This window comes from Rhodococcus sp. IEGM 1366 (assembly GCF_033142425.1).
Taxonomy (GTDB): domain Bacteria; phylum Actinomycetota; class Actinomycetes; order Mycobacteriales; family Mycobacteriaceae; genus Rhodococcus_F; species Rhodococcus_F globerula.
The window spans coordinates 790162-809277 of record NZ_JAWLRZ010000002.1 but is presented as its reverse complement, the minus strand read 5'-3'; the positions used below and the strand labels follow the sequence as shown (position 1 = coordinate 809277).

The 19116-nt window shown below is 61.9% G+C and carries 18 protein-coding genes; 9 read left to right on the top strand and 9 right to left on the bottom strand.

Going from position 1 to position 19116, the window contains the following annotated elements:
* Window positions 1-52: 52 nt before the first annotated feature.
* From pheT to infC, 6 genes are all read right to left on the bottom strand, one after another.
* Window positions 53-2539 (bottom strand): phenylalanine--tRNA ligase subunit beta, encoded by a 2487-nt coding sequence (gene pheT, locus R4P64_RS09640; RefSeq protein ID WP_317820481.1) that lies wholly within the window; start codon window positions 2537-2539, stop codon window positions 53-55.
* Window positions 2540-2604: 65 nt separating this feature from the next.
* Entirely contained in the window at window positions 2605-3675 is a 1071-nt protein-coding gene (gene pheS, locus R4P64_RS09635) for a phenylalanine--tRNA ligase subunit alpha (RefSeq protein ID WP_033230792.1), read from the bottom strand.
* Between the two features lie 133 nt (window positions 3676-3808).
* The gene (locus R4P64_RS09630) at window positions 3809-4633 is read right to left on the bottom strand and encodes an RNA methyltransferase (protein WP_317820479.1); all 825 of its coding nucleotides are present in this window, start codon (window positions 4631-4633) and stop codon (window positions 3809-3811) included.
* 23 nt (window positions 4634-4656) lie between these two features.
* The gene (gene rplT, locus R4P64_RS09625; protein ID WP_033230794.1) at window positions 4657-5046 is read right to left on the bottom strand and encodes a 50S ribosomal protein L20; all 390 of its coding nucleotides are present in this window, start codon (window positions 5044-5046) and stop codon (window positions 4657-4659) included.
* 62 nt (window positions 5047-5108) lie between these two features.
* Entirely contained in the window at window positions 5109-5303 is a 195-nt protein-coding gene (gene rpmI, locus R4P64_RS09620) for a 50S ribosomal protein L35 (RefSeq protein WP_033230795.1), read from the bottom strand.
* A 44-nt stretch (window positions 5304-5347) separates the two neighbouring features.
* A complete protein-coding gene (gene infC, locus R4P64_RS09615; protein ID WP_172936241.1) occupies window positions 5348-6004 on the bottom strand; it encodes a translation initiation factor IF-3 in 657 nt (218 codons plus the stop codon).
* Between the two features lie 385 nt (window positions 6005-6389).
* Between infC and R4P64_RS09610 the strand changes: the two genes are divergently transcribed.
* Window positions 6390-6755 (top strand): DUF1844 domain-containing protein, encoded by a 366-nt coding sequence (locus R4P64_RS09610; RefSeq protein WP_033230796.1) that lies wholly within the window; start codon window positions 6390-6392, stop codon window positions 6753-6755.
* A gap of 22 nt (window positions 6756-6777) precedes the next feature.
* On the top strand, window positions 6778-7197 hold the full coding sequence (locus R4P64_RS09605; RefSeq protein ID WP_317543925.1) for a DUF1801 domain-containing protein: 420 nt from the start codon (window positions 6778-6780) through the stop codon (window positions 7195-7197).
* 4 nt (window positions 7198-7201) lie between these two features.
* Here the strand turns inward: R4P64_RS09605 and R4P64_RS09600 are convergent, their stop codons facing one another.
* Window positions 7202-7906, bottom strand: coding sequence for a helix-turn-helix transcriptional regulator (locus tag R4P64_RS09600; RefSeq protein WP_033230798.1), 705 nt, complete (start codon window positions 7904-7906; stop codon window positions 7202-7204).
* Between the two features lie 86 nt (window positions 7907-7992).
* Between R4P64_RS09600 and R4P64_RS09595 the strand changes: the two genes are divergently transcribed.
* Entirely contained in the window at window positions 7993-8700 is a 708-nt protein-coding gene (locus R4P64_RS09595) for an alpha/beta hydrolase (protein ID WP_317543922.1), read from the top strand.
* Window positions 8701-8773: 73 nt separating this feature from the next.
* Here the strand turns inward: R4P64_RS09595 and uvrA are convergent, their stop codons facing one another.
* The gene (gene uvrA, locus R4P64_RS09590; RefSeq protein ID WP_181317478.1) at window positions 8774-11734 is read right to left on the bottom strand and encodes an excinuclease ABC subunit UvrA; all 2961 of its coding nucleotides are present in this window, start codon (window positions 11732-11734) and stop codon (window positions 8774-8776) included.
* Between the two features lie 179 nt (window positions 11735-11913).
* On the opposite strand from uvrA, the gene R4P64_RS09585 reads away from it, so the two are divergent.
* The 5 genes from R4P64_RS09585 (at window position 11914) to R4P64_RS09565 (ending at window position 16560) form a co-directional block, all read left to right on the top strand.
* Window positions 11914-12600: an MBL fold metallo-hydrolase gene (locus R4P64_RS09585; RefSeq protein WP_317820473.1), complete on the top strand. Its 687-nt coding sequence runs from the start codon at window positions 11914-11916 to the stop codon at window positions 12598-12600.
* Window positions 12601-12898: 298 nt separating this feature from the next.
* Window positions 12899-13138, top strand: a complete 240-nt coding sequence (locus R4P64_RS09580) for a hypothetical protein (RefSeq protein WP_317543920.1) — start codon at window positions 12899-12901, stop codon at window positions 13136-13138.
* The gene (locus R4P64_RS09575) at window positions 13135-14577 is read left to right on the top strand and encodes a phospholipase D-like domain-containing protein (RefSeq protein WP_317820471.1); all 1443 of its coding nucleotides are present in this window, start codon (window positions 13135-13137) and stop codon (window positions 14575-14577) included. Before R4P64_RS09580 ends, R4P64_RS09575 begins: the two co-directional genes overlap by 4 nt.
* A gap of 356 nt (window positions 14578-14933) precedes the next feature.
* The gene (locus R4P64_RS09570) at window positions 14934-15302 is read left to right on the top strand and encodes a nuclear transport factor 2 family protein (RefSeq protein ID WP_317543916.1); all 369 of its coding nucleotides are present in this window, start codon (window positions 14934-14936) and stop codon (window positions 15300-15302) included.
* Between the two features lie 319 nt (window positions 15303-15621).
* Window positions 15622-16560, top strand: a complete 939-nt coding sequence (locus R4P64_RS09565) for a DUF5996 family protein (RefSeq protein ID WP_317820469.1) — start codon at window positions 15622-15624, stop codon at window positions 16558-16560.
* Here the strand turns inward: R4P64_RS09565 and R4P64_RS09560 are convergent, their stop codons facing one another.
* The gene (locus tag R4P64_RS09560) at window positions 16561-18039 is read right to left on the bottom strand and encodes an FAD-dependent monooxygenase (RefSeq protein WP_317820468.1); all 1479 of its coding nucleotides are present in this window, start codon (window positions 18037-18039) and stop codon (window positions 16561-16563) included.
* A gap of 174 nt (window positions 18040-18213) precedes the next feature.
* On the opposite strand from R4P64_RS09560, the gene R4P64_RS09555 reads away from it, so the two are divergent.
* Window positions 18214-19083: a DoxX family protein gene (locus R4P64_RS09555; protein WP_033230817.1), complete on the top strand. Its 870-nt coding sequence runs from the start codon at window positions 18214-18216 to the stop codon at window positions 19081-19083.
* Window positions 19084-19116: the final 33 nt, after the last annotated feature.

Below are 19116 nucleotides of genomic sequence, written 5' to 3'. Positions count from 1 at the left end.
GAGAAAGGGACCCGAGGCTGTGTGGCCTCGGGTCCCTTGACAACTCGTGCTGCTAGCCGCGCATCTGCGCGCCTACAGCCTTGGACGCTGCCTCTACTGCTGCGTCACGCGCGGCACTGGCCTCGTCCTCGGTCAGGGTGCGATCCACGCCGCGGAAGCGAAGTGCAAACGCCAGCGACTTGCGGCCCTCACCAACTTGCTCGCCCTCGAACACGTCGAAAAGACGAATGTCTTCGAGAAGCTCGCCGCCGCCGACGCGTAGAGCTTCCTGAACCTCGGCGGCCGGAACGTTGCGGTCGACAACGACCGCCACGTCCTGCAGAACAGCCGGGAACGGCGACACACGCGGAGCGGGCAGGTTCTCGACCAACGGCAGCGCGTCCAGATCGATTTCCAGTGCGCAGGTGCGAGCGGGCAGTCCAGCACGCTCGAGAACAGCCGGATGCAATTCGCCGGCATGCCCGACAACGTTGCCGTCGACAAGAACCTCGGCGCAACGACCCGGATGCCACGGCAGATACTGCGCCGCACGCAGTTCAACCTCGACGCCGGCTGCCGCTGCGATGACGCGCACTGCAGCAAACGCGTCCGATGCCTCTGCCGCACGGCCGGGGCCCCACGGGCCGTTGAGCTCACGCAAACCACTGAGCACAGCGGCGACGTGTACCGGCTGCTCGGGCAGTGACGCAATCAGGTTTGCGATCTGATCGTCCGTCGGGCGACGGTCGACCGGCAATGCGTCGACAGGCTTGGTGTCAGGCCCCGGAAGCACAACCTGGGCAATGCCGTACAGCGCAAGATCCCGCTGGCCACGAGAAGTGTTGCGAGCCAATACCTCCAACAAGCCGGGCAGGAGCGTCGTAGCAAGTTCGGGGCGATCCGCCTCGAGCGGGTTGAGCACCTTGCTGGTATTGCGACGCGGATCGTCGCTGTCCAGTCCCCAGACATCGAAGATGTTGGTGGGCAGGAACACCGGCGGCAGAACCTCGACGAATCCGGCATGTGCAATCGCCTTGGACACCGTGCGCTTGCGACGCTGCTTCGGCGTCAATCCACGTCCGGCAGGTGCAGCCGGGAGAACCGACGGAATCTGCTCGAGTCCTTCGAGACGCAAGACCTCTTCGACCAGATCAGCAGGCTGAACCAGGTCCGGTCGCCACGACGGCGGGGTTGCGACCAACTGGCCGTGCCCTTCGTCGCTGACTCCGACCTCGACAGTGCAACCGACCTGGGTGAGACGACGCGCAGCCGTGCCGTTGGGGTAGCTGACGCCGGCAACGCGATCGGGAAGGTCGATGTCCATCCGAATCGCCTCACGCGGCGCAACCGCACCGACATCGGTGAGGACGGGTTCGATACGGCCACCAGCGATCTCGACGAGCAGTGCTGCTGCGCGGTCGACTGCGGCAACCGGGATCGCCGGGTCCACAACGCGCTCGAAACGCTTGCTGGCCTCGCTGGACAGCTTGTGCCGACGCGCAGTCTTGAAGACTGCAAGCGGATCCCAGGTAGCTGCTTCGAGCAAGATGTCCGTGGTTTCGGACCCGACCTCGGTGGTCGCGCCGCCCATGACTGCAGCCAACGAGATGACGCCGGAATCGTCGACGATCACCACATCCTCGGGATCGAGGGTGCGCTCGACCTCGTCGAGTGTGGTGAGCTTCTCCCCGGCTTTCGCGCGGCGAATCACCAGGTCGCCCTTCACTGCGTTTGCATCGAATGCGTGCAGCGGCTGACCCAGTTCGAGCATCACGTAGTTGGTGACGTCCACAGCAGGAGAGATCGGGCGAACACCCGAGAGCAGCAAGCGTCGCTGCATCCACCAGGGGCTGACCGCCTTGGGGTCGATGCCGGTGACCTTGCGCATCACGAAGCGCGTCGCTTTGGACTCCGGTTCGAGCTGTACCGGCCACGCCTGCCCCTCAGCGGGGTGGGCGGGAACCGAAGCAGGATCGGCAAATTCGAGATCGAAGCCGCACGCGAGTTCACGGGTAAGACCACGTACCGAGAAGCAGTAGCCACGGTCAGGGGTGATGTTCAGTTCGATGATCGTGTCACCGAGCCCGAGCAACTCGTTGCCGTCTGCGCCGGGCTCAGCAGTGCCGGGTTCGAGCACGAGGATGCCCGAGTGATCCTTGCCGATTCCGAGTTCCGCGACAGAGCAGATCATTCCGTCGGAGATCTTGCCGTACGTCTCACGAGACGCGATGGCAAAGCCGCCGGGTAGGACAGCGCCGGGCAACGCAACAACGACCTGGTCACCCTCGGCAAAATTGCGGGCACCACAGACGATGCCGCGCGGCTCTGCTTCGCCGACCTCGACCTGGCAGAAACGGATCGGCTTCTTGAACTCGGTGAGTTCGGTGATTTCGAGGACCTTGCCGACCACCAGGGGGCCGTCGATTGCCTCGAGTGTGTCCAGTTCCTCGACTTCGAGTCCTACCCGGACGAACCCAGCGTCCAACTCTTCGGGAGTGACTTCCCACTCCGGAGTTGCCCGCTGCAGGATCTCGGTCAGCCAGGATTGCGCTACTCGCACGTCAGCTCAGCTCTCTCGTTTTCTCGATAAGTCTGTTGGTCGAAAAGGTCCGGATACCGGACCGGTCAGCCGGCAACGCCGAATGGCAGCGTGAAACGCACGTCGCCTTCGACGATGTCACGCATGTCCGGGATGCCGTTGCGGAACTGCAGAGTCCGCTCGAGGCCCATACCGAACGCAAATCCCGAGTACTCGTCCGGATCAATTCCACTGGCACGCAGCACGTTCGGGTTGACCATGCCGCAGCCGCCCCATTCGACCCACCCTGCGCCACCCTTCTTGTTCGCGAACCACACGTCGACCTCAGCCGACGGTTCCGTGAACGGGAAGTAGTTGGGGCGCATACGCGTCCGAGTCTCGGGACCGAACAATGCACGTGCGAATGCGTCCAGAGTTCCGCGAAGATTGGCCATCGTCAGACCCTTGTCGACAGCAAGACCCTCGACCTGCGAGAACACCGGCGTGTGCGTCGCATCGAGTTCGTCGGTACGGAAGGTGCGACCGGGGCAGACGACGTAGATCGGAACCTCACGCGTGAGCATCGTGCGCACCTGCACCGGCGAGGTATGCGTACGCAGCACCTGACGCGAGTTCTCCGGCGCCAGATGGAATGTGTCCTGCATGGTCCGCGCGGGATGATCCGGCAGGAAGTTCAGAGCGTCGAAGTTGAAGTGCTCGGTCTCGACCTCCGGTCCCTCGGCGACCTCCCAGCCCATCGCGACAAACACGTCGGCGACCTGCTCGGAGATCAAGCTGATGGGATGACGGGCACCCACTGGATAACGATCGGATGGCAGCGTGACGTCGATTGCCTCGGCGACCAGCACCGCGGCGTCTCGTTCGGCAAGGAGAACCTCGCGACGCGCGTCGTACGCAGAGCTGATGCGCGTACGGAAGATGTTGACACGCTTGCCCGCTTCGGCCTTTTCCTTACCGGGAAGGCTGCCGAGACCACGGCGAGCGAGGGCGATCGGGGACTTGTCCCCCATGTGCTCAACCTTGACCTGAGCCAGTGCATCCAGGTCCGCTGCCTCCGCGAGCGCCTTCTCTGCGTTCTCCGCGGCCGCGGTCAGCGCCTCTTCGGTGAGCGCACTCGCATCGACGTCCGGCGGGGTCGCGCCCTCATTTTTGGCCACGGCTGTGACACTCCTGTCGCTTCTCGGTTTGCTTCTCTACTGCGGTCGAGCATTGTGTCGAGCATTGTTACGCTCTTGCATTCTCTCAGGCTTCCGCAAATGGAATTCCGAGAGGTCACTTCCGTCTTGTTCGTCAGCCCTGATCGGTGTCGCGATTTTGCACCCGCGCACTCGCATAGAGGCAGATAGCGGCTGCAGTCGCCAGATTAAGGCTCTCGGCGCGCCCGTGGATCGGAATACGGACACGGTAATCAGCACGGGCCGCTATGTCCGGATCAAGACCGTGCGCTTCGTTTCCGAACAGCCAGGCCGTCGGCTTGCTCAACAACTCGTCCGCGTTGTCGAGGTCGACCTCTCCGTCGGCAGCAGTCGCCAGGATCTGAATACCGGCGGCGCGGATCTGTTCGATCACCGAATCGGTATCGCGTTCACGAACAACCGGTAGGTGGAACAGGCTGCCCGCCGACGATCGAACCACTTTGCCGTTGTGCGGGTCCACGCTGTCTCCGGCCAGGATCGCGGCATCAGCACCAACTGCGTCGGCAATCCGAATTACCGTGCCCGCGTTGCCCGGTTCGTTGACCTCGACCGGAACGGCAAGGAGCTTGGTATCCGGGCGGATCGCGTCCGACAGAGGAACATCGAGGAGATCACACACGGCAACCAGGCCGGGCGGAGTCACGGTGTCGCTCAGTGCCTTAGCTGCGCGGTCGGTGACGAGAGCAGCGCGAACTCCGGAGCTCAACGCCAGATCGATGACGTGTTGATACCGATCGGCAGCGGCCTCTGTGTAGAAGAGATCACGGACCACGGTGGCGGTTGAGCCGTTGGCCTTCAAGACTTCTGTGACGGAGTTTTCGCCCTCGACCAGGAATCGTCCTGCTTTACGTCGTTCTGCTGTGCGCAGGAGCTTGACAGCAGAAACGACCCGCGGAGTCCGCTCGGTGAGCGGATCCACGGGCCGTTGCTGTGATGCGTCGATCAGGCTGCTTCTCCGGCAGGCGCATTCACGTCAGCCGGCAGAGCGGCCTTCGCGAGTGCAACGAGGCCGGCAAAGGCCTCTGCATCGGAGACGGCGAGCTCGGCGAGGATCTTGCGGTCGACGTCGACCTCAGCCAGGCGCAGGCCCTGGATCAGGCGGTTGTACGTGATGTCGTTGGCCCGAGCTGCAGCGTTGATACGCGTGATCCACAGCTTCCGGAACTCACCCTTGCGTGCACGACGGTCGCGGTATGCGTAAACCATCGAGTGGAGCTGCTGCTCCTTGGCCTTGGTGTACAGACGCGAACGCTGTCCACGGTAGCCGCTGGATGCAGCAAGAATTGAACGACGCTTCTTCTGGGCGTTGACCGCCCTCTTTACGCGTGCCACGTGAAAATCCTGTCAATCTAGGGGCTGAGATTCGGCCCCGGGTGGTCAGTAAGGGGGACGACTCAGATGCCGAGCATGCGCTTGATGCGCGGTGCGTCATCAGGGCTGACGACAGCGACACCGTCGAGACGACGGGTGACCTTGCTGGCCTTGTGCTCGAGAAGGTGGCGACGGCCGGCCTTCTGGCGCAGGAGCTTGCCGGAACCGGAAACCTTGAATCGCTTCGAGGCGCCGCTGTGGGTCTTCATCTTGGGCATGGAGTCCTCAGTTCTTTGTTACGTGATGGTGCTTGGGGAATCGACTAGCTGGTCGGAGCTTCGGGAGCCGCTTCTTCGGCTGCCGGGGCTGCCGGGGCTGCCGGAGCTGCCGGAGCTTCGGGAGCCGGCTTCGGAGCCGCCTGAGCGACGGGCGCCTGAGCGCTTTCCTGAGCCTTGACGCGGGTCTTGGCACCCTTGTGCGGCGCCAGAACCATCGTCATGTTGCGACCGTCCTGCTTAGCCGAGGTCTCGACGAAACCGAGGTCTGCGACGTCTGCTCCCAGACGCTGCAGAAGGCGGTAGCCGAGTTCGGGGCGTGACTGCTCACGACCGCGGAACATGATCGTGACCTTGACCTTGGAACCAGCTTCGAGGAAGCGAACAACGTTGCGCTTCTTGGTCTCGTAGTCGTGGGCGTCGATCTTGGGGCGAAGCTTCTGCTCCTTGATGACCGTAAGAGTCTGGTTCTTGCGAGACTCACGGGCTTTCTGTGCAGCTTCGTACTTGAACTTGCCGTAGTCCATGATCTTGCAGACCGGCGGACGGGCATCAGGAGCTACCTCGACAAGGTCGAGGTCGGCTTCCAGAGCCAAGCGGAGTGCATCTTCAACACGCACGATGCCTACCTGTTCACCGCCAGGTCCGACCAAACGGACCTCGGGAACGCGGATTCGATCGTTGATGCGGGTCTCAGTGCTGATGGGGCCTCCTAGGTTGAACGGTGCGGTCTTGTGACCGCACGCAGCTAGTTCTACCCAAACCCCAACAAAAAACCCCGCGGTGATATTTCTCCGCGGGGCCCGATGTCGACCGATCAGATCAAACCCAGCTCACGCCAGGAACAATCTCCTCGACTAAACGAGGAACCTGATGAAGAATAGATTCTTCGTCAGGTGACCGGAACCACTGAACTGCAGTTTCACCTGCCGCGCAGAGGTGGGAGTCGGGCTCCACTTGCTGCCCCCGAACATGTCGGAGGCGGTCGTTGGGACAAGAGTATCAGGCCGGCGGCGATGAATCTAATCGTGCCTGCACAAGACAAGGGCAGATTGAACTGCTCCGGACCGTGATGGAATCCTTGCAGACATGAGTGAGAACTTCGAAGCAGATCAGAACACCGACGCGAACCCTGATGTCCGCGAGCTCTCCGAGGTTCCCGCAGTCGAGGTCATCAGCCGCGCCGCCGTGATGCTGATGAGCTCCGCAGCAGAGAAGCTCGGACTGTCCGACGCCGACCCGTCGGCCAGCCCCTACCTGGACCTGGACGAAGCGCGCCGCGTCATCACCGCGCTCGCCGGACTGGTCACCGCATCCGTCGAATACCTCGGCCCCCACGCGGGTCCCATTCGCGAAGGCCTGCAGGCCCTCCAGCGCGCGTTCCGCGAAGCGTCGTCGCACCCCGACGAGCCGGGCAAGGGCCCGGGCGAGAAGTTCACCGGACCGGTCTACTGAGTCACGAACGGCGACCACGCACATGGCAACCGCGAACAAAACGCAGCCGACTCCAGACGACGTCGGTGCCTTTGTCGATCGAATTGCCGACCCGGTCAAACGCGCCGACAGTGCGGAACTGATTTCCGTGCTGTCGGCTGCGACCGGCGAACCGCCGGTGATGTGGGGAACCAGCATCATCGGATTCGGTGCCCGCCACTATCGCTATGCAAGCGGACACGAAGGTGACACCGCACTGATCGGGTTCTCACCTCGAGCGACCGCACTGACTCTCTATTTGTCAGTGAACTTCGACGAGCACGCCTCGACGCTCGGCCGCCTGGGCAAGCACAAGATCGGCAAAGGCTGCCTCTATGTCAAACGGCTCAGTGACATCGATCGCTCAGTCTTGGAAGAACTTGTCACGGAATCCGTTGCGGCGGCCCTGAACATGAACTCCTGAGCCGTCAACTCGCGTCAGCTGCCGAGCGAGCCGTCGGCGGCGGCTCTCCGAACAGCGCAGTCTCTCGAGGAACAAAAAGCTCCTTGGTCAGCGTCGCTTTCTGGATCCGATCGAGACGGAACCACCGAACCGCGTCCCTCGTTCGGCACCAACCGATCACGAACCACCGATCTCGGGCGTGAGCCAGCAGATGCGGCTCGACCGCACGCGTCGATTCGGCACCGTCTCCGTCGATGTACCGCAACGACACAACACACTTACGTTCCAAAGCCTGCTCGATCGCGCGCCGATTCACTCCTGATTCGTCATCAGATTCTTCGTCATGCCGAACCCAGACGCGCCCGCTGAGTTCCTCAACTCTGGCCCGACTGTCGGCGTCCATGACGTCGAGTAGTTTGGCCAGGGCTGCCCGTCCGTCGTCCGCGAACGGAGCGTCTCCGACAGCAGTCAAGGCCAGGGCGATCGACACTGCCTGCGGGACAGTGAAATTCACCGGAGGCAGCGTCGCGCGCCCAATCAGACGGTAACCGCCGCCAGGTCCGCAGCGACCTTCGATCGCGGATCCCGACTCCGTCAATGTCTCGATGTCACGCTTGACTGTGCGCGGCGTGACACCGAATTGCGCCGCCAACTGCGCCGCATTTGACCCGCGATCGCCACGACGACGCAACTCCTCGAGGAGTGCGTGCAATCTGGCCGCTCGATTCACGTTTCCGATTGTCCCAAATTTCGATACCAAACGGTGACAAAATCGGTGACACGCAGTTGTCACCGATAGCCCGCCACTATGGGCTCATGAAAACTCACATCGTTCTGGTTCCCGGATTCTGGCTCGGCGCATGGGCGTGGGACGCGGTACTCCCCCATCTTCAACGCCCTGACACCCACGTAACCGCACTAACACTTCCGGGACTCGAGTCGGTGGACTCGCCCCGGAACACCGTGACTCTCGATTCCCACGTCAGCGCAATCGTCGACGCCGTCTCGAGGTCGGACGAACGCACGATCCTGGTCGTGCACAGCGGCGCCGGAGCGTCCGGGTACGCCGCGACCGATCGCGTACCCGACCAGATTGCGCGCATCGTCTACGTCGACAGCGGTCCGATGCCGGATGGCACCGCTCTTCGACCCGATCTCGCCGTAGATGCGATCGAGGTTCCACTACCGCCTTGGGCCGAACTGGAAGCAGACGGGAGCAGCATCGAGGGACTCGACGACGACGCCTTGACGGCGTTTCGTGACCGCGCTGTCCCCGAGCCTGCGGGCGCAGCTCGAGATCAGATCGTCCTGACCGATCCGAGACGCTATTCGGTTCCCACCACTGTGGTGTGCAGCAGCTATCCCTCCGACGTCATCAAACAGATGGCCGATGGTGGGTTTCCCATTGCCGTCGAACTTGCGAAGTTGCCGGTGACGTACGTCGATCTTCCGACCGGACACTGGCCGATGTGGTCACGCCCGAAGGAGTTGGCCGAAACCATTCTCGACGCAGCAGACGCATAGCGTCACGACGCAGCAGTGATGCCGGGACGACAAACCGTCCCGGCATCATCGCGATCGCGCCTATCTCACCCTCTCAGGCCACCGATGCGGACTTCTTCCGCGGCGCAGCCTTCTTGGGGGCCGTAGCCTTCGCGGCACGCTTCTTCGCCACAGTCTTCTTCTTCACGGGAGCCTGTTGCGCACTGAGTACCTCGCTGAGGAACTTGCCGGTGTAGCTCTCGGGCACTGCAGCAATTTCTTCCGGAGTTCCTTCTGCCACAACGGTTCCGCCGCCGGATCCACCTTCGGGACCCATGTCGACAACCCAGTCCGATGTCTTGATGACATCGAGGTTGTGCTCGATCACGATGACACTGTTGCCCTTGTCGACCAATCCGTTGATGACGATCAGCAACTTGCGAATGTCTTCGAAATGCAGGCCGGTTGTCGGCTCGTCGAGGATGTAGACGGTACGTCCGGTGGAACGCTTCTGAAGCTCGGCGGCAAGCTTGACGCGCTGTGCCTCACCACCGGACAGCGTCGGCGCCGGCTGTCCCAGTCGCACGTAACCGAGACCGACATCCACCAGAGTCTTCAGGTACCGGTGAATCGAGGTGACCGGCTGGAAGAACTCCGCCGCCTCCTCGATGGGCATGTCCAGAACCTCGGCGATGGACTTGCCCTTGTAGTGAACCTCGAGTGTCTCGCGGTTGTACCGAGCTCCGTGGCAGACCTCGCAGGGTACATACACGTCGGGCAGGAAGTTCATCTCGATCTTGAGGGTGCCGTCACCCGAACATGCCTCGCAGCGACCGCCCTTGACGTTGAACGAGAAACGCCCCGGCTGATAGCCGCGCACCTTGGCTTCGGTTGTGGCAGCGAACAGCGTACGAATCTTGTCGAACACACCGGTGTACGTGGCCGCGTTGGACCGCGGGGTACGGCCGATCGGCGACTGATCAACCTGAACCAACTTGTCGAGTTGGTCGAGTCCGTTGATTCGGGTGTGGCGGCCAGGCACCTGACGCGCGCCGTTGAGCTTGTTGGCCATGACGGTGGCCAGGATGTCGTTCACCAATGTCGACTTACCCGAACCGGAAACGCCGGTGACCGCGGTGAGAACACCCAACGGGAAGCTCACGTCAATGCCGTCGAGGTTGTGCTCACGCGCACCGACAACGGTGACCTGACGCTTACGATCGACCGGGCGACGGATCTCGGGGACCTCGATGAACTTTCGCCCGGACAGGTACGCGCCGGTAATCGACTCGTCGCAGGTGAGCAGCTCTTCGTAGGGACCGCTGTGAACTACCTGGCCGCCGTGCTCACCGGCGTACGGACCGATGTCGACCACCCAGTCGGAGGTACGAATCGTGTCTTCGTCGTGCTCGACCACAATCAGGGTATTGCCGAGATCGCGAAGCCTAGTCAGCGTTTCGATCAGGCGACGGTTGTCTCTCTGGTGCAAACCGATGGACGGCTCGTCCAGCACGTAGAGCACACCGACAAGACCCGAACCGATCTGCGTTGCCAGCCGGATTCGCTGGGCCTCACCACCGGACAGGGTGCCAGCGGCACGCGACAGCGAGAGATACTCGAGGCCGACGTCGAGGAGGAATCCGAGGCGGGCCTGAACTTCCTTGAGCACCTGTCCCGCGATGGCTTCTTCGCGTGAACCGAGCGTGAGACTGTTCAGGAAATCTGCGCAGTCGGAGATCGAGAGTTCACACACCTCCGCGATGGACTTGCTGCCGAAATCTCCGGCGGCAATGGTCACAGAAAGGATTTCCGGACGCAGTCGCGCACCGCCACACGCGGGACACGGGGTGTCGCGCATGTAGCCGTCGTAGCGTTCCTTCATCTGATCGGATTCGGTCTGCTCGAGCCTGCGATGCAGGAAGGGCATGACGCCCTCGAACTCCGCATAGTAAGATCGGGTACGGCCGTACCGGTTCTTGTACCGGACGTGGACCTGTTCCTCACTGCCCTCGAGAATTGCCTTGCGCGCCTTGGCTGGAAGCTTGTTCCACGGCGTCTTCATGTCGAAGCCGAGGATGTCGCCGAGGCCGGACAACAAGCGCCCGAAGTACTCGGAACTCTGCCCCATCGACCACGGCGCGATTGCTCCGTCCTCGAGACTCAATTCCGCATCGGGAACAACAAGTTCGGGGTCTACCTCTTTACGAATACCCAGACCCGTGCACTCCGGGCAGGCTCCGTACGGCGAATTGAACGAGAACGAACGCGGCTCGAGATCGTCGATCGCGAGTGGATGGGCGTTGGGGCACGCCAGCTTTTCGGAGAATCGCCGCTCCCGGTCAGGCGCGTTTTCTTCACGGTCAACAAAGTCGAGAACAACAATGCCCTCGGCAAGGCGGAGAGCGGTCTCGATCGAATCCGTGAGTCGCTGCTTGGAGCTTGCCTTCACCTGAAGACGATCGACGACAACTTCGATGTCGTGCTTTTCCTGCTTCTTCAGCTTCGGCGGATCGGTCAAGGGGTAGACGACACCATCAACCCGTACACGTGAGTAACCCTGCGTATTGAGCTGTTCGAAAAGGTCGACGAACTCACCCTTGCGGGTGCGCACCACCGGAGCGAGGACCTGAAACTTGATGCCCTCCTCCATGTCGAGGACCTGATCGACGATCTGTTGAGGCGTCTGACGCGCGATTTTCTCACCACATACCGGGCAGTGAGCGGAACCCGCGCGGGCGTAGAGGAGACGAAGGTAGTCGTAGACCTCGGTAATGGTTCCGACGGTTGATCGAGGGTTCCGGTTGGTCGACTTCTGATCGATCGACACCGCAGGCGACAAGCCTTCGATGAAATCGACGTCGGGTTTGTCCATCTGGCCCAGGAACTGACGCGCGTACGCCGAGAGTGACTCGACATACCGACGCTGTCCTTCGGCGAAGATCGTGTCGAACGCAAGGCTGGATTTACCCGAACCCGACAAACCCGTGAAGACGATCATGCTGTCTCGCGGGAGATCCAGGTCGACTCCTCGCAGATTGTGCTCTCGCGCACCCCGCACGATCAGGCGATCCGACACACCAATTCCCTTCATCGTCATTCATCTGGGCTGTCCACCAGCGACATCACCGACATCTCGAGCACTCAAACGCAGCGAGTCCTCGAACGACGCCATGGTAGGCCGAGCCACCGACAATTTTGACTGCAAGCACGAACCCAGCGTTCTACCAGCCCCTATTCGAAGGTAGCCTGCGAATCATGACGAATCAGCCCATCGTGATCGACAACTCCTATACCGGTCAGCTCTCCCCCGATTCTGCGCCCCAACGACGCACCATCGACAGTGCAACCATCACGAAGATGTCAGTCGGCCCCATGGACAACAACACCTACCTCGTGGTCTGTTCCGCAACCGGGAAATCACTCCTGATCGACGCGGCCAACGAAGCCGAGAAAATCGTTGCGCTGATCGAGCAGGAAGCTCCGGTGTTCGACTCCATCGTCACCACACACCAGCACGGCGACCACTGGCTGGCACTGAAAGACGTCCACGCTGCCACCAACGTGCCAACCGCTGCGCACCCCCTCGATGCCGAAGCACTTCCCGTGACCCCGGACGTTCTGCTCGAGGACGGCGACAGCGTCACGGTCGGCAACCTGAGCTTGGATGTCATCCACCTGTCCGGCCACACCCCCGGCTCCATCGCACTCGTGCTCACCGAACCGTCCGGCCAGGTTCACATCTTCACCGGTGACTCGCTCTTTCCAGGCGGAGTCGGAAAGACCGCTGATCCCGAGAAATTCACCTCACTGCTCAGCGACGTCGAGACCAAGCTCTTCGGACGCTACGACGACTCCGCCATCGTCTACCCCGGCCACGGCAAGGACACGACACTCGGCGCCGAGCGTCCGCACTTGCAGGAGTGGCACGAACGCGGTTGGTGACCCTTGCACCGCACATCCCCAGCGCTGCCCCGCCACGCGCGTTGGGGATGACCGCCCGTCGACGGACGTGGTCAGTCCGGGGAAGTCGCTCAGCAGCCGACTCAGACGGAATGGACTTCGACTCCAAGTTGTCGACAATCGGACTAGCTCCTCGGCCACGCAGCTTACTGGGCCGCAACACCTACCCAGGGTCCGTCACTCATGGCCGCGATAGCTGGAACGGGGAGCTAGGACAGCTCCTCGGCTTCTTTAGCTGAGCGGTATCATCATCGCGAACCGTCACTTCCAAGGAGCCCACATGACCGCACTGCTCCACAGTCGGCAACTGCGGTCCGTGTCGAGCGCGAAGCGCACTGAGCGGGAGTCGGTGCGCCGCCGCCACGGAGCATCCGAGGTCAAAATCTTCGGGTCGGTTGCCAGCGCCGTTGCTGGGGAAGAGCTTACGGAGTTACTCGCCACACCTGTCGGCGTCGCGGCGCGAGAAGTATCCAAGGAAGCAGTGTCGGAAACTGCCCACGCCGATTTGGTCGACGTGTGAGCAGAATTCTGGCTCCGGGCGAAACCTGCTGGCGCATCGAGTCGGCAGATAATCTTGCCTGCATTGTCGATGCCGCTGACTACTTTCATCATGCGAAGTCCGCGATGCTGCAAGCTGAAAAACGAATCATGTTGATCGGCTGGGACTTCGACACGCGCATCAAACTCGAGCCGCGCGAGAAGACGCTCGACGGCCCCAATCGGCTGGGCAGGTTCCTACGCTGGCTTGTCCGCGAGAAACCCGACCTCGAAATCCTCGTACTCAAATGGAACGTAGGGGCCTTCACCGCAATCGGACGCGGCATGACTCCAGTCTTCGTGTCGAACTGGTTGACCGACGAGCGCCTTCGGTTCGAAATCGACGGCGCCCACCCAGTGGGCGCCGCGCACCATCAGAAAATCATCGTCATCGACGATGCTTTGGCGTTCTGTGGCGGCATCGACATGACGGTGGACCGCTGGGACACCCCGGATCACGTCGATCACAACGACTACCGAATCACACCGAGCGGAAGGCGTTACGGCCCTTGGCATGACGCGACCACAGCGGTCGACGGCGATGCGGCCGCGGCCATCGGCGAATTGGCGCGGGCACGCTGGAAATCCGCAACCGGCGAGGATCTGAGACCGGTCCAGAGCACGGCAACACCGTGGCCCGTCAATCTGGCGCCCACGTTGCGGGTTGTCGACGTAGCCATCGCCAGAACTCTGCCGGAACTCGACGAACGCACTGAAGTACGCGAGATCGAGGCGCTTTATCTCGCGGCCATCGCCGGTGCCGAACACACGCTGTACATCGAAAGCCAGTACCTCGCCTCACGCACTCTGGCCGAGGCGATCGCTGCACGCCTGCGTGAGGCCGACGGACCGGAGATCGTTCTGGTCATTCCGCGCAATGCCGACGGGTGGCTGGAACAAAAGGCGATGGACGGGGCACGCCACGACCTGTTGCATCTGTTGTGGACCGCCGACGTCCATGACCGGTTCGGTGCGTTCTATCCCGTGACCTCTTCTGGTGCACCAATTTACGTGCACGCAAAGATCCTGGTGATGGATGATCGACTCCTGCGAATCGGGTCGTCGAACCTCAACAACCGTTCGATGGGCTTCGACACCGAATGTGACATCGCCGTCGAATCCTACGACGATTCAGATGTCGAGTTGCGGGCCTCGATCGTCGGACTGCGGCGCCGACTGCTCAGCGAGCACCTCGACGTCACCGAGAATGAGATCGACGACGCGTTGCGCGAGCACTCACTGTTGACGACGGTTCGCACACTTGCGTCCTCCGACGCCCGCAGTCTGCGTGAATTCGACCGAAACACAGTCGACAGCGAAGACCACGTGCTCGCTGAAAATGCACTGATGGATCCGGAACGTACGCAACCGAGGCTGAGCGACCGAATCGACGGGATACGCCGTCTCCTCGACAGACGCTGAGACTCGAACCGCTCCACGACCTGTCGATCGGAGAATTAACAATGGAAGTCGTCACGACATATTCGACATCCCTGACGTTGGAGGTCGCCATGCAGTCGTCGTGTGCGGAACACACGGCAACGGCGCGGGGCCGAGGGGTCGCCGCGCTGGACGCGCTGGCAGCGCGAACCTGATCTCAACCTGCTCGCAGTAGTGCGACTCGATTGATCGCTCCAATCGCTGATCAATGTCGGCCGCGACGCTTTTCATCTATCCAGGCGCAGATTCCGCCCTGCTACGGCACCATCCTCGTTTCGTGACTAAACCTACCGATCCCCCTTTTTTGACCACACCGAAAACATCTTGGAGGAACTGCCATGTCGAATCCGCTGATTGCAGACTGCCCAGACGCCGTACGCGCTTATCTGACCCTCGCTGAAGCGGAGGATCGCACAGCCGCGGTATCGCTCTTTGTCGAAGATGCACATGTCACAGACGACGGGCACGACTACATCGGGGTCACCCAGATCAGGGCATGGCTGGGTCGAGTCGCAAGTCAGTACACGTACACCACAACGCCGATATCCACGAACAGCGACGCCGCCACTAGAACGACCTCGATCAGGTGCCGGCTCGAAGGAACGTTCCCCGGTGGGATGGTCGACCTCGACTACCGCTTCCAACTTGACGACTCCGGTCGACTCGAACGCCTCACAATTACACCGAGTGCAGACCAGCCCGCTTGAGCCACCACCTAGCACCCTCGGTAACGGGTTGAAGTATTTCCAACCATGGAACGTCACCGACGACTACCTGTCTGGGGGCGGCGTCCGAACTTGGAAGCGGCGGCCGAACTGCCCTACACGGACTGGCTGGCGTTCCCTGACCTCATCCCCTGTGTCCACGGATGGACATTGCCGCCGGGGTCGCCGAAGATCCCGTTGAACTTCGCTGTTGTCGCGAGGCACCCGCTGGTGTAGTCCAAAGCGGTTATGTACATGTCGAACCCACTCGTGCCAGACTCCGAAGTAGGCCCGATTGCCGATCGAGTGCGGAGGACGTCAAATGACAACATCCAATAGACCGGCGGATTGGCCAGCACTGCGAGTGGACGACTGGACCGACACCCGCGACACCCTGCACATGTGGGTGCAGATCGTGGGAAAGATACGGCTCGCGTGTTCACCACTGGTCAACCACTGGTGGCAGGTCACGCTCTATGTCACTCCGCGAGGGTTGACCACATCGTCCATCCCCTACGGCGACCGCATTTTCGATATCGAGTTCGATTTCTGCGAACACCAGCTACGCATCCGCGATAGCTCCGGGGCGTCACACGAGATTCCACTCGAACCTCAATCGGTATCGACGTTCTATGCACGCACGATGGAAGCACTACGCGCCCTGGGCATTTCAGTGGAAATTCAGCCAACACCGAATGAAGTCGATCCGGCGCTTCCGTTTGCCGACGATCACGTCCACTGCTCCTACGACGCCGAAGCCGTCCACTTGTTCTGGCGCCAACTCGTTCAGGCCGACCGCGTCATCGCGTCGTTCCGTGCGGGATTCATCGGAAAGGTATCTCCGGTCCATTTCTTCTGGGGCGCAATGGACCTCGCCTGTACACGATTCTCCGGACGCACTGCGCCACCACATCCAGGGGGAGCCCCCAACTGTGGCGACTGGGTGATGGTGGAAGGTTACTCTCACGAATTGAGCAGCTGCGGCTTCTGGCCGGGCGGCGGCGAGGAAGGCGCGTTCTATTCGTACTCGTACCCCGCACCTGCGGCGTTCGAGGGCTATCGCGTCGAACCGTCGGCAGCGTTCTACAGCAACGATTTCGGTCAGTTTCTTCTGCCGTACGAAGCAGTCCGGGCGGCCACCGACCCGGACGCGACACTGCTTGCGTTTCTACAGACCACCTACGCTGCTGCCGCCGATTCGGGGCGCTGGGACAGAGCCTCGTTGGAGAGCGACCCCAATCGCTGGGCGTCGCAGCGATGACTATCGCGCTCCGGTCCACCGCGACAGCGCTGCCGGCCAACCCTCTTCTCCCGCTCGAGAAGTAGAACTCCCTGCCCACGCTACGTAACCGTCAGGCCGTACCAGAAGCGACGGTCCGTCGTCCTTGCGTTGCGCTTGGACGAGTAGATCTGGTCCCGGTTTCTGCATCGTCGAGGTGTTCGCGCGCTCGCGGATGAGAACAAAACCCGGCAGGCGCTGCAGTTCCGTGAGTCGCCCTTCGTGTAGCGGCACTTCCGTCGCACGAGTCCCGACTAGATCACTCTGTCCGTCCGGCGAGGGATAACGCAGCTCAGTGCCCGCAAAACTGCCGGCGACGAGGTCACGCACCTTCGGGATCGACAGAATATGCGCAGCAAGGCGATCGCGCATGAACCTGGCGAGTCGCGGGTGCATGGTGACGGCGCGCATCATCAGCCCCGACCGCCGAACCACTTGCTTCCCGATCGGGTGCCGCTCGCGGTGATAGGTATCCAGGATCGAATCGTCGGCGCCGGCCAATACAGCGCCGAGTTTCCAGGCCAGGTTCACACCATCCTGAATTCCGGTGTTCATTCCTTGTGCGCCCATCGGCGAGTGCACGTGTGCGGCATCCCCCACCAGAAACACCCTGCCGCTGCGATAGTCGCGAACCTGACGCTCGTCACAATGGAAACGCGAATGCCAACCAACGTCGACGACGCCCACATCGCGTCCCATTGCCCGGTTCAGCGCACCCACGATCTCGGCCTCGCCCACCGGATCGCTATCGGGAACCTGACGCTGTCGATCCCAGGTCATCGAGCGATACCACGCACCGTCGCTCTCCTCCTTCCCGTAGGGCGCGAGGAATCCGAACTCACGTGGAGTGTCCCCCAGCGTGAGGCCACCGTCGTGCGGTCCGGCGGTCAGTTTCACGTCAGCCAACACCACTGACGACAGCACGGATTTCCCGGGGAAATCCATCCCGACCAGACCGCGAACCGTACTGTGTGCGCCGTCCGCCCCAACGACGTATTTGGCGCGCCACGTCATCGTGGACGAAGAGTTGTCATCGTCTTTGGGGCGAGCAGTGAGGGTGACTCCGGCGTCGTCCTGAACGAGATCGACAAGCGCGATACCACGGTGAATGTCTGCTCCCTGGTCCTTGGCATAGAGCTCGAGAGCTTGGTCCACGTTGGTCTGCGGGGTAATCATGGCGAACCGGTAGCGAGATCTCAGGTGGGTGAGGTCCAGCTTTGCACCCTTGAAAAGGTTGATCCCCGGGGTGGTCGAGCTGGTCGCAAGTAGCTGGTCGGCGAGTCCACGCGCGTCGAGCAACTCCAGTGTTCGCGCCATCGTTGCAAACGCCCGGCTGGACGGGTTGATCGTCAGCCACTTCTCCACTACAGCCACCGAGCGCCCCAGCCGCGCAAGATCACCAGCCACGGTCATACCTGCTGGGCCACCACCGACCACCACTACGTCGACGTTGCGATCCATCGTCAAACCTCCCACGCCGTCGTCCCAAGGTGTGTCGCAGCCGAGTTTCGGTTAATTCTTCGCTGATGGACGCGGTTTTTGCAGTCTTCCCACAGCGGCCGGCAAAACGTAACCTGTCCCAGGTTTCGTTCTGATCGCTAGTGTGGAAAGAACCTACATCGGGAGGCTTGGAACATGCTGGTACGTCGAATTGCTCGTCCACTACTTTCCACCATTTTCATTGCCGGGGGGATCGATGCGCTCCGCAATCCTGCGCAACGTGCGGCAAAAGCAACTCCACTGATCGACAAATCAGTGGAAACACTCCCCGGCGCGGTGACACAAAAATTGCCCGCAGATCCAGAGACACTGATCAAGCTCAACGCGGTAATCCAGATCGGCGGCGGGGCATTGCTGGCAAGCGGAAAGGCTCCACGCATCGCGTCGTTGGCACTGGCGGGAAGCCTGATCCCCACCACAGTTGCAGGCCATGATTTCTGGAACGAGTCGGACCCCACGCTTCGTGCGATGCAACGCACCAACTTCATCAAGAACGTCAGTCTGCTCGGCGGCCTGATGATCGCCGCCGTCGACACCGAGGGCAAACCGTCACTCGGCTGGCGCGGTCGCCGCGCCGCCAGGAAGGCGCAGGCCTCGATCGCGGCGACGCTGCCCTTGGCAGCCGCGAACCACGACGAGCACACCGGGGAACGCCTCGAGCACGCACTCGCCGTTGCTTCGGAGCGTGGGACCGAGCTAGCCGAAGCTGCGAAGGTTCACGGTGCCGAATTGCTCGAGATCGCCAAGGAACGAGGCCCCGAGATTCTCGAAGTTGCCCAGAAGCGCGGGGCGGAACTGGCAGAAACGGCCCGCGAGCGTGGGTCCGAACTGGCGGAGTTGGCCGGCAAGCGCAGCGCCGAGTTTGCAGAACTTGCGCTCGAAAAAAGCAACGAATGGGCGGAGACTGCATCCGAGCAGTCCGAGGTCCTCGGCAAACGAGCTCGCAAACGCGCCGAAATCGCCCTGGCGAAGGCCCGCGAGAAGCGCGACGAATTGACGCACTGACACAATCACACGTCCGGTCAGGCCACCCTCGGG